The organism is Paenibacillus sp. GCM10023250 (assembly GCF_042653205.1).
In the GTDB taxonomy this organism is placed as follows: domain Bacteria; phylum Bacillota; class Bacilli; order Paenibacillales; family Paenibacillaceae; genus Paenibacillus_Z.
Genome location: NZ_JBHSHY010000024.1, coordinates 55,656 through 66,973 on the forward strand (window position 1 = coordinate 55,656; position 11,318 = coordinate 66,973).

Below are 11,318 nucleotides of genomic sequence, written 5' to 3' on the forward strand. Positions count from 1 at the left end.
CCATACCTAAATGGTGATTAGGACTGCTGTGCCGGCACTTCCGGCGTGAGCAGCGCTTTGCGGGACAGATTGATCCGGCCCTGGGCGTCGATTTCGGTGACCTTGACCGTGACCTGATCCCCGATCTTCAGCACGTCCTCGACCTTCGCGATACGCTCCTGCGCGACCTGCGAAATGTGGATGAGCCCGTCCTTGTTCGGCAAAATCTCGACAAAGCAGCCGAATTTCTCGATGCGCTTGACCGTGCCCGTGTAAATTTCGCCGACGACGACTTCGCGAACGATGCCTTCGATGATCTGCTTCGCGCGTTCGTTTGCCTCCGCGTTGGACGAAGCGATGAATACCGTGCCGTCCTGTTCGATATCGATTTTAACGCCGGTTTCGTCGATGATTTTGTTGATGATTTTACCGCCGGACCCGATGACGTCGCGGATCTTATCCGGGTTGATCTTCATGATGACGATCTTCGGCGCGTACGGCGACAGGCTCGAACGCGGCGTCTGCATCACTTCGTTCATTTTGCCGAGGATAAACATCCGGCCTTCGCGCGCCTGCTCCAGCGACTGCGTCAAGATCGCGCGGTCGATGCCGTCGATTTTGATGTCCATCTGGATGGCCGTCACGCCGGCCGCCGTACCGGCAACCTTGAAGTCCATGTCGCCGAGGTGATCTTCCATGCCTTGAATATCCGACAGAATGGAGAAATGATCGCCGTCCTTGATCAACCCCATCGCGATGCCGGCGACCGGAGCCTTGATCGGCACGCCGGCATCCATCATAGCCAGCGTGCTGGCGCAAATGCTGGCTTGGCTCGTCGAGCCGTTCGATTCCAGCACTTCGGATACGAGACGAATCGTGTACGGGAATTCCGTTTCGCTCGGAATGACTTTCGACAAGGCGCGCTCGCCGAGTGCGCCGTGGCCGATTTCGCGGCGGCCCGGCGCGCGGAGCGGTCTAGCTTCGCCGACGCTGAACGGCGGGAAGTTATAGTGATGCATGAAGCGCTTCGTTTCTTCCAAGTCGATGCCGTCGAGAATTTGCACGTCGCCGAGTGCGCCGAGCGTACAAATGCTGAGCGCTTGCGTCTGCCCCCGCGTGAACAGGCCGGAGCCGTGCGTGCGCGGCAGCAGCGCGACGTCGCATTCGATCGGGCGGATTTCGCTCAAGGCCCGTCCGTCCGGACGTACTTTGTCGTGCGTGATCAAGCGGCGCACTTCTTCCTTGACGATATCGTACAGCACTTCCTTCACGTCACCGACCAGCTCCGGCGTTTCCGCGTACTCCACTTCGAAGTGCGCGATGGCATCGGCGTTCACGGCGTCGATCGCTTCTTGGCGCGCGTGCTTCTCGACGACGCGAACCGCTTCGACCAACCGATCTTTCGCGAATGCGCGCACCGCTTCGTTAACGCCGCCGTCAACGGCGTGCAGCTTGACTTCGATCTTCGGTTTGCCGGCCAGCCCTTGCAGTTCTTCGATCTTCGCAACGATGCGGCGGATCTCGTCATGGCCGAACATGATCGCCTCGAGCATGACTTCCTCCGGCACTTCATTCGCTTCCGCTTCCACCATCATGATGGCGTCCTTCGTTCCCGCAACGACGACGTAGATGTCGCTCTTCGCTTCCTGATCCACCGTCGGGTTGATGATAAATTCGCCGTCGACCCTGCCGACGATGACGCCGCCGATCGGTCCATTGAACGGAATATCCGAGATCGAAAGCGCCGCGGACGTACCGATCATTGCCGCGATTTCAGGCGAGCAGTCTTGGTCCACGCTCATGACGATGTTCGCGATTTGGACTTCGTTGCGGAAGCCTTCCGGGAACAGCGGACGAATCGGACGGTCCGTGAGCCGGCTCGCCAGGATCGCCTTCTCGCTTGGACGGCCTTCGCGCTTGATGAAGCCGCCGGGAATTTTGCCTACGGCGTACAACCGCTCTTCATAGTTGACCGTAAGCGGGAAAAAATCGAGATTTTTCGGTTCGTTGGACGCGACGACGGTACAAAGCACGACCGTTTCACCGTATTTGACCGTGACCGCCGCGTTGGCTTGTTTCGCCAACAGACCCGTTTCCAGCACGAGCGGACGGCCGCCCAGAATAGTTTCTACACGATGCACCATATAGTTCCTCCTTGCCGCGCTGGTCCTTCCCGACTACGTACGGGCGCCATTGCGGGCATTCATATTTCGAAGCGTCTTGTATATGAAGTCCGGCCGGGAAGCCGGATTCGTATTCACGTTGAGGAGATCAGCCCTGCCCGGGGCTCTTCGTGTCGTCGTATGTATGCAAGCAGGCAATGCGATTTATAAAAAGCAACCCAGCGCAGCCGCCCGTTCCCGGGCGGCATCACAACCAGGTTGCTTTTATCCCCGCATCTATTATCGGCGAAGGCCGAGTTTTTCGATCAATGCGCTGTAACGTTTTACGTCTTTGTTTCTCAGGTAAGCCAACAGCTTGCGGCGTTGACCGACCATTTTGAGCAGACCGCGGCGCGAGTGATGATCTTTCTTATGCGTCCGAAGATGGTCCGTCAAATTGACGATGTTTTCCGTCAGGATAGCGATTTGAACTTCCGGGGAGCCCGTGTCGTTCGCGTGGGTTTTGTGCTCGTCGATCAGTTGGTGCTTGCGTTCTTGCGTAAGTGCCATCCGTGTTCACCTCCTTGTTTCTTAATCGCCGTCAGCCTCGCCGCCGTTCGGTGAATGACGGGCGGCCAAGCTAAGGTTCCATTGCTGCGCATGCTGCGAATAAATGGTACGACCGCGCAACGTCTACGAGTATAACATAGGTTGAGGCCAGAAGTAAATGCGCATGCTATTTCTTGTTGTATGCCGTCAGCAGCGCCCGCGCTTGATCCGCATCGGCATGGATTTGGGCGATGAGTTCGTCGATGCCGCCGAACTTTTGCTCCGTCCGCAGAAACGCGATGAATTGGACGGTGACGGACTTGCCGTACAGATCGCCTCCAAAATCGAACAAATGCGCCTCCATCACCGGCTCAGGCAAGTGGTCGTGGAACGTCGGCTTGACGCCGATATTCAGCACGCCGGGATAGCGCCAGCCGTCAGTCTCCGCCATGATGGCATACACGCCCTGGCGAGGAACGAAGAAACCGTCCTCCTGCTGGATGTTGGCCGTCGGAAACCCGATCGTCCGGCCGCGCCCTTCGCCCTGCACAACGATGCCGCGAACGGCGTAAGGTTCGCCGAGCAGCTCCGCCGCTTCTTCGGGACGGCCGTTCATCAAAGCTTCGCGAATGCGCGTGCTGCTTACTTTATCTCCGTCTTGCATGAATGGCTCCACAATTTCCACCCCAATATCCGGTTCGCCAAGCGCCCATAACGTCTCCGGCTTGCCCGCGCCTTTGGCGCCGAACGTGAAATCAAAGCCGACGACGGCCCGTCTCACCTGCAGCGGCCTCAGCACATCCTCGACAAACTCGGCGGGCGTCACCTTGGCGAAATCCAAATCGAATTGCACGATATAGACGACGTCCACGCCCAGCCTGCGGAAACGCTCTAGCTTGTCCTCGAGCGGAGTCAAGCTCGCGTTATAGTGCGGGCTCCTGCCCAGCACTTCCTTGGGATGAGGGTGAAACGTCATCACGGCCCCTTGCAGGCCGGCTGTCCGCGCGCACGCCATCGCATGGGAAATGACGTTTTGATGCCCTCGATGGACGCCGTCGAAATGGCCGATGGCCAGCGCCTTCGGGGACGCGTTCCGGGCCAGCGCCGACTCGCCGATCGGGTACTGCACAGAAATGATTTCCACTGCGGTCACACCTGCTTTTTCAACTTGCTAGTCTCCCGTCGGGGTAAACACTTTGACGGCTTTCAGGGTGCCGGAACCTTCATCCGGCTGAAATACGCCGGCAAACGTTCCGTCTTCGCCGTAAACGCGGACCAAGAATCCGGACTCGTAAGGTTCGTGCGCCAGGATCGCCTGAAGCGGGATCCGTTTTCCTTGGAACGCACCAAGCACGTCCGCGCCGCCGACGCTGATCCGCGGAAAATGGTCCAGCGCTTCGCCGGGAGGCGTCAGCCTGTCCGCGAGTTCGCCGGCCGCATTCAGCCGCGCGACGTCTTCGAGCGTCAAGCAATCCGCTTCCGTGAAGCCGCCGGACATCGTGCGCGTCAGCTTCACCATGACGGAAGGCACCTGCAGCGCGGCGCCGATATCGACGCACAGCGTTCGGATGTACGTCCCTTTGGAGCAGACGACGGAGAAACGGATGACAGGATGCGGCTGATCCAATTGCGTTTCCAGCAGCTCCAAGCCGTAGATCGCGACCTTGCGCGGCTTGCGTTCGACGACCTGGCCTTCTCGGGCCAGCTCGTAAAGCCGCTTACCGCCAACGCGCACCGCCGAGAACATCGGCGGCACTTGTTCGATCTCGCCGACGAACGACGCCAGAACGGCGCGAATCTGCGCTTCGGTCACCGTGACCTCCGGCAGCTGCTCCGTGATCGTTCCCGTCAAGTCCTCGGTATCCGTAGCCAATCCGAACTGCATGACGGCTTCGTAGGACTTCGGCCGATCCTGGACATACTCCACGACGCGCGTGGCTCGTCCGATGCAGAGCGGCAGCACGCCGGTCACCTGCGGGTCGAGCGTGCCGGTATGCCCGATTCGCTTGACCTTCAGGATGCCCCGAACCTTCGCCACGACGTCGTGCGAGGTCCAGCCCGCCGGTTTCCATACCGCCAAAATTCCGTCCATCATTGATCCAGCGCCTCTCTTACGGATTGCACGACGGTCGCGATCGCAGCGTCCATGGCATGCTGCAGCCGGCAGCCGGCCGCCCGGACATGTCCGCCGCCGCCGAAGGATTTCGCGATGGCTGCGACGTCCGCTTTGCCCGAGGAACGCATGCTGACCTTCACTTCTCCGTTCTCGGTTTCCTTGAACAGGATGCCGACTTCTACGCCTTCGACGTTCAAGGCATAGTTGACGAGCCCTTCCAGGTCATCCCCGACCGCGCCCGTCTCCGTCATATCGGCGAACGCGACGTACAGCCAGGCGATCCGGTTGTCGTCCGAGAACGCCAGGCGGCTCAGGCCCCGCTGCAGCAGCAGCAGCTGCGGCTTCGTCATCCGCTCGAGCAGATGATTGGCGATCCAAGGGCCCGGCACGTCTTCGGCCAGCATACGCGACGCCGCCTGCATGACGCGCGGACTCGTGTTGGAGTAGCGGAAGCCGCCGGTATCGGTCAACAGCCCGGTATAGACCGCCGTCGCCGCTTCGCGGTCGAACGGGATACCGGCGAATTCGATCAGATCATGCAAGATCTCGACCGTCGCCGCGGCGTCGACCCGGATCAGGTTATGCGTGCCGAAGGCGTCGTTCGTCGGATGATGATCGACGTTCAACAGCTTCGCCCCGTCAGCGAACAAGTCCTGCACCGTGCCGATCCGGCGGAAATCCGCGCAGTCGACCGCGACGATGCGGTCGAATTTCTCGTGAAGCGGCTGTTTGCCGTGATTCACGATTGATGCAGCCGCCTCCAGAAACAAAAGTCTGGCGGGTACGGCCCCTTCGTTCACGAGCACCGCTTGTTTGCCGAGCTGACGGAGCAACCAGCCGACGACGAGCGTCGAGCTGATGGCGTCTCCGTCCGGCTGCACGTGCGAGACGACGAGATATCGGCTGCCTTCCCGCAGGAAGTCGAGCGCCTCCTGCAGCTGCGCCCGATAAGCATCCGGCGACGCCGCGCCGCTCGCAGCGGTCATTGCGAATCCCTGCCGCTGCGCTCGTTGATGTCGTGCAGGAGCGATTCGATCCGGCTGCCGTACTCGATGCTGCTGTCGAACTTGAACAGCAGCTCAGGCGTATGGCGGAAGCGGATGCGCTTGCCCAGCTCGGAGCGAAGGAAGCCGGTGCTGCGCGCAAGTGCCTTAAGCGTCTCTTCCTTCTGCTCGTCGCTGCCCAGCACGCTCAGGTAGACGCGCGCCTGGGACAGGTCGTTCGTGATTTCCACGCCGGTCACCGTAATGAAGCCGATGCGCGGATCCTTGAGCTCCGTCTGAATAATCGTGCTGAGTTCTTTCTTAATTTGCTCACCTACGCGTCCTACACGGACTTTGGCCATCGGTCAATCACCTCTCCACGGACTCTAAGATGTACGCTTCGATAATGTCGCCCTCTTTGAGGTCGTTGTATCTATCCAGCGTAATGCCGCATTCGTAGCCTTGGGCCACTTCCTTGGCGTCGTCCTTGAACCGTTTGAGCGATTCGATCTCGCCGTCGAAGACAACGATGCCGCCGCGGATCAAGCGCGCTTTGGCGTTTCGCGCGATCTTGCCCGAGATGACCATACAGCCCGCGATGACGCCGACTTTGGTCACTTTGAACAAATTGCGGATTTCGGCTTGGCCGATGACGACTTCCTTGAACACCGGATCCAGCATGCCCTTCATCGCGTGTTCGATCTCGTCGATGACGTTGTAAATGATGCTGTGGAGACGGATGTCGACTTTCTCCTGCTCAGCCGTCGCCAGAGCCTGCGGTTCCGGACGCACGTTGAAGCCGATGACGATCGCGCTGGACGCCGCAGCGAGGTTGATGTCGGATTCCGTGATCGCGCCCGCGCCGCTGTGAATGATTTTCACGCGCACGCCTTCGATGTCGATCTTCGCGAGCGAGCCCTTGAGCGCCTCGGAAGAACCTTGCACGTCGGCTTTGATGATCACGTTGAGATCCTTGATCTCGCCTTCTTTAATATGATTGTACAAATCTTCGAGCGTTACGCGCGAGTTCGCGCCGAGCTCGGACTGACGCTGTTTGATGGCGCGGCGTTCGGCAATGTCCCGCGCTTTGCGCTCGTCCTCGAAGACGAGGAACGGGTCGCCCGCCTGCGGCACTTCCGTCAAGCCGGTGATTTCAACCGGCGTGCTCGGGCCGGCTTCTTTCAGGCGGCGGCCCTTGTCGTTGACCATTGCGCGGACGCGGCCGAAGCAGTTGCCGGCGACGAACGCGTCGCCGATCTTGAGCGTGCCGTGCTGCACGAGAATCCGCGCGACCGGCCCTTTGCCTTTGTCCAGCTCGGCCTCGATGACGGTGCCGCGCGCCCGTTTGTTCGGATTCGCTTTATAGTCGTTCACCTCGGCGACGAGGAGAATCATTTCAAGCAGCTCTTCCAGGCCGGTGCGCTGCTTCGCGGAGACGTTGACGAAAATCGTGTCGCCGCCCCACTCTTCCGGTACCAAGCCGTACTCCGTCAAACTCTGCTTGATTTTGTCCGGCTCGGCGTCCGGCTTGTCGATCTTGTTCACTGCAACGATGATCGGCACGTTCGCCGCTTTCGCGTGGTTGATCGCCTCGACCGTTTGCGGCATGACGCCGTCGTCCGCGGCCACGACGATAATCGTGATATCCGTTACCTGCGCGCCGCGCGCCCGCATGAGCGTGAACGCTTCGTGGCCCGGCGTATCGAGGAACGTGATCTTCTTGTGATTGATCTCGACCTGGTAAGCGCCGATATGCTGCGTAATGCCGCCGGCTTCGCCGCTCGTGACGTTCGTTTTGCGGATCGCGTCGAGCAGCGTCGTTTTGCCGTGGTCGACGTGGCCCATAATCGTGACGACCGGCGGACGTGCTTCGAGGGACTCTTCATCGTCCTTCTCTTCGATCGTTTCGAATTGGTCTTCCTCGACCGGAATCTTCACTTCGACTTCGACGCCGTACTCCGCCGCGATGAGCTGTACGGTATCCAAGTCGACTTCTTGGTTGATCGTCGCCATGACGCCAAGCATGATGAGTCTCTTGATGACTTCCGAAGCGTCCTTATGCAAAAGCTTCGCCAAATCGCCGACGGTCACCGTGCCGCGCACGATGATTTTCTTCGGCGTGTTGTCGATTTTCTCGCGGCGTTCCTGCTGCTGGTTATTCCGTCCGCGGTTGTTCTTGCCGCCACGGTTGTTCTTACCGCCGCGGCCGTTGTTGTCATCGAAACGCCTGCTGTTGTTCGAGTACGAATTGTTCGAAGCCTTCGGATTGTTGCGTCTCCGGTCGTCCGAAGTGCCGCCGCGGTTGCTGTTGTCGAACGTGCGTGCCGGCGCGCTCGCGCCGGCGCTTTGCGCCGGACGGCTGCCTTGGTAGCCGCCGCCTTGACCCTGCGGACGGCTGCCTTGATAACCGCCCTGGCCGCTGCCTTGACCTTGCGGACGATTGCCTTGGTAGCCGCCCTGGCCTCCACCTTGACCTTGCGGACGATTGCCCTGGTAGCCGCCTTGACCGCCTCCCTGGCCTTGCGGACGGTTACCTTGGTAGCCGCCGCCCTGACCGCCTTGACGGTTGCCTTGACCGCCCTGGCCGGCGCCTTGGCCTTGCGGACGGTTGCCTTGATAACCGCCGCCGCCTTGACCGCCTTGACGATTCCCTTGACCGCCGCCTTGGCCTTGCGGACGGTTGCCTTGATAACCGCTGCCTTGACCGCCTTGACGGTTGCCTTGGCCGCCGCCCTGGCCGCCTTGGCGGTTGCCTTGGTAGCCGCCGCCTTGACGATTCCCTTGGCCGCCTTGGTTATGCTGGCGCTGGTTGTGATTGTCGCTGTTCGAAGAGGTGCCCGAAGTTTGGGCGCTGGAAGCCTGGCTCGAAGCCGGCGAGGGACTGGTCGTCGTGTTGGCGGACGATGCCGCGTTCTTGGATTGTTCCGTTGTATGTGAAATAGTCATATTCCCCTGTTTTTCTTTCGAATTTTTGTTGCCTTGCTGTACGGATGCGTTGAGCGCGTGCTGCGGCCTGCGCTCCTGCTGGCGATTGGACGATTGGGCCGCCGAAACCGTCGCGTTCTCCTGCGCGCGCTTGGCCGCCGCGTTCGCCTTGATGTCGCGGAAGAAACCTTCCACCTTCGAAACCATCTCATTCTCCATGACGCTCATATGGTTGTTCACGGGCAGATTGAGACGTTTTAGAATCGTGATGATTTCTTTGCTGCTCATGTTGAGCGATTTCGCGTATTCGTATACGCGCAATTTGTCTTTGTTGTCTTTGTCTTGTTGTTTAGTCAATATACTCCACCTCCGTAGATTGAGCTAAGCTTTGAACGATGCTTTTGGCGAAACCGGCATCCGTCAGCCCGAGTATGACCCGCTCCGATTTCCCGATCGCCTCTCCCAACGCAATCCGGTCAAAAGCTTCCACGCAGTTCGTGTCGTACGTCGCGCATTTATCCCTGAACTTCTTCTTTGTATTGTCCGAGGCGTCCGCCGCCAGGAGGACGAGCGCCGCCTTGCCCTGGCGGACGGCCTTCAGTACGGTTTCGTCGCCGGTAACCAGCTTCCCGGCGCGCATCGCCATACCGAGCAGGGACAGCGCCTTATGCTTCTTCTGCTTCATCCGGCTCATCCTTGCTTGCGATAAACGCATCCTCGACGGCAATGAAATCCTGGGCGAGCTGGTCGTAGATCTCCGCCCCGACCGTCTGCTTCAGCGCCCGATCGAGCGCCCGGCTCTTCTTCGCCAGGCGGAAGCAGTCCACTTGACCGCAGAGGTATGCGCCGCGGCCCGCCTTCTTGCCCGTCAAATCGATCAGAACGTCTTCGTCCGGCGTTCGGACGACCCGGATCAGTTCTTTTTTCGGCTTCATTTCTTGACAAGCCACGCATTTGCGCAGCGGAATTTTTCTCGGTCTCATGCCTCATCCCTCCCCCGGGCGATGTCCGCCCCGCGATCAATCGATGGAGACGGAGTCTTGATGCATCGTGCTCATCGGCGATTTCGGACGGCCGTATTCCTGCTCCGCCTGCGATTCGCTCTTAATGTCGATTTTCCAGCCGGTCAGCTTCGCAGCCAGCCGCGCGTTCTGCCCCTTGATGCCGATCGCGAGCGAGAGCTGGTAGTCCGGCACGATGACGCGCGCCATCTTCTCCTGCTCGAACACGATGACTTCGATGACCTTGGACGGGCTCAGCGCGTTCGCGACGTATTCTTCCACGCTCTCCGACCAGCGCACGATGTCGATCTTCTCGCCTTTCAGCTCCGTCACGATCGTCTGGACACGCATGCCCTTCTGTCCGACGCAGGAGCCGACCGGATCGACCTCGAGGTTGCGCGAATGGACGGCGATCTTGGAACGGAAGCCCGCTTCGCGCGCGACCGAACGAATCTCGACGACGCCGTCGTAAATTTCCGGCACTTCGAGCTCGAACAGCCGCTTCAGCAGGCCCGGGTGCGTTCGGGACAAGAAGATTTGCGGCCCTTTCGTCGTGTTCTCCACTTTCGTGATGAACGACTTCACGCGGTCGCCGTGCTTGAACTTATCCGTCGGCATCAGCTCGGTCAGCGGCAGTACAGCTTCGACCTTGCCGAGATCGATGAACAGATTGCGCACGTCCTGGCGCTGCACGATGCCGTTGACGATATCCTCTTCTTTGTCGATGAACGCGTTATAGATGAGACCGCGCTCCGCTTCGCGAATGCGCTGCGTGACGACCTGCTTCGCCGTCTGCGCCGCGATCCGTCCGAAATCGCGCGGCGTCACTTCGATTTCCGCGACATCGTCCAGCTGATAATGCGGGTTGATTTCGCGGGAAGCCTCGACCGAAATTTCGAGACGCGGGTCCAGCACCTCGTCCACGACGGTCTTGCGCGCGTATACTTTGATGACGCCCGTAAACCGATTAATGTCCACCCGGACGTTCTGGGCGGTATTGAAATTGCGTTTGTAGCTCGAAATCAGGGCGGCTTCGATCGCTTCCAGCAATATATCTTTGCTGATCCCTTTCTCTCTTTCGATTTCCGCTAATGCTTCGATAAATTCCATGCTCATTGGAAATGAGTTCCCCCTTTCGACTGGTACCCTACGTTATGATAAAGCCGTCTCTCCCGGCTCTCAGAAGAGGATGGCCAAACGCGCGCTCGCCACTTTCGCGTACGGAATGGCATGCTTCTTATTGCCGATCTCGATTACGACTTCTTCGCCGTCGAAGGACGCGAGCGTCCCCTCGAACTCTTTCAAGCCGCCGATCGGCTCGTACGTCGTCACGAAGACGTGCTTGCCCACGGACTTGGCGACGTCCTCCGGCTTCTTCAGCGGACGTTCCGCCCCCGGAGACGAGACCTCGAGGAAGTAAGCTTCCGGAATCGGGTCGTTCGCATCGAGCTGCTCGCTCAAATATTCGCTGATCCGGCCGCATTCGTCGATGTCGATGCCGCCTTCTTTGTCGACGTAGACCCGAAGGAACCAGTTGCTTCCCTCTTTCACGTATTCCACGTCCACGAGTTCAAATCCATGTTCGTCGAGGAACGGTTTGACCATATCTTCGACGGCGGTTTTGATTTTTGGTGTGCTCAAAAACGTTGTACCTCCCATTGCA

General features: G+C 59.5%; 11 protein-coding genes. All 11 read right to left on the bottom strand.

Annotation, left to right across the window (positions count from 1 at the left end; genetic code table 11):
* Positions 1-17: 17 nt before the first annotated feature.
* The gene (gene pnp / locus ACFPB1_RS18235; protein WP_379227535.1) at positions 18-2,123 is read right to left on the bottom strand and encodes a polyribonucleotide nucleotidyltransferase; all 2,106 of its coding nucleotides are present in this window, start codon (positions 2,121-2,123) and stop codon (positions 18-20) included.
* A 258-nt stretch (positions 2,124-2,381) separates the two neighbouring features.
* Positions 2,382-2,651 carry a 30S ribosomal protein S15 gene (gene rpsO, locus ACFPB1_RS18240; protein WP_379227536.1) on the bottom strand — a complete coding sequence of 90 codons (270 nt, stop codon included), beginning with the start codon at positions 2,649-2,651 and terminating at the stop codon, positions 2,382-2,384.
* 166 nt (positions 2,652-2,817) lie between these two features.
* Entirely contained in the window at positions 2,818-3,774 is a 957-nt protein-coding gene (locus ACFPB1_RS18245; protein WP_379227537.1) for a bifunctional riboflavin kinase/FAD synthetase, read from the bottom strand.
* A 27-nt stretch (positions 3,775-3,801) separates the two neighbouring features.
* On the bottom strand, positions 3,802-4,725 hold the full coding sequence (truB, locus tag ACFPB1_RS18250) for a tRNA pseudouridine(55) synthase TruB (RefSeq protein ID WP_379227538.1): 924 nt from the start codon (positions 4,723-4,725) through the stop codon (positions 3,802-3,804).
* The gene (locus ACFPB1_RS18255) at positions 4,722-5,732 is read right to left on the bottom strand and encodes a DHH family phosphoesterase (RefSeq protein WP_379227539.1); all 1,011 of its coding nucleotides are present in this window, start codon (positions 5,730-5,732) and stop codon (positions 4,722-4,724) included. The genes truB and ACFPB1_RS18255 overlap by 4 nt, the downstream gene beginning before the upstream one ends.
* The gene (rbfA, locus tag ACFPB1_RS18260) at positions 5,729-6,091 is read right to left on the bottom strand and encodes a 30S ribosome-binding factor RbfA (RefSeq protein WP_379227540.1); all 363 of its coding nucleotides are present in this window, start codon (positions 6,089-6,091) and stop codon (positions 5,729-5,731) included. The genes ACFPB1_RS18255 and rbfA overlap by 4 nt, the downstream gene beginning before the upstream one ends.
* Positions 6,092-6,098: 7 nt before the next feature.
* Positions 6,099-9,011: a translation initiation factor IF-2 gene (gene infB / locus ACFPB1_RS18265; protein WP_379227541.1), complete on the bottom strand. Its 2,913-nt coding sequence runs from the start codon at positions 9,009-9,011 to the stop codon at positions 6,099-6,101.
* Positions 9,004-9,339: a L7Ae/L30e/S12e/Gadd45 family ribosomal protein gene (locus ACFPB1_RS18270; RefSeq protein WP_379227542.1), complete on the bottom strand. Its 336-nt coding sequence runs from the start codon at positions 9,337-9,339 to the stop codon at positions 9,004-9,006. The genes infB and ACFPB1_RS18270 overlap by 8 nt, the downstream gene beginning before the upstream one ends.
* Complete coding sequence (gene rnpM, locus ACFPB1_RS18275; RefSeq protein WP_379227543.1) at positions 9,320-9,637, bottom strand: RNase P modulator RnpM; 318 nt, start codon at positions 9,635-9,637, stop codon at positions 9,320-9,322. Before rnpM ends, ACFPB1_RS18270 begins: the two co-directional genes overlap by 20 nt.
* A gap of 36 nt (positions 9,638-9,673) precedes the next feature.
* Positions 9,674-10,771 carry a transcription termination factor NusA gene (nusA, locus tag ACFPB1_RS18280; RefSeq protein WP_379227544.1) on the bottom strand — a complete coding sequence of 366 codons (1,098 nt, stop codon included), beginning with the start codon at positions 10,769-10,771 and terminating at the stop codon, positions 9,674-9,676.
* Positions 10,772-10,834: 63 nt separating this feature from the next.
* Positions 10,835-11,296 carry a ribosome maturation factor RimP gene (rimP, locus tag ACFPB1_RS18285; RefSeq protein WP_379227545.1) on the bottom strand — a complete coding sequence of 154 codons (462 nt, stop codon included), beginning with the start codon at positions 11,294-11,296 and terminating at the stop codon, positions 10,835-10,837.
* Positions 11,297-11,318: the final 22 nt, after the last annotated feature.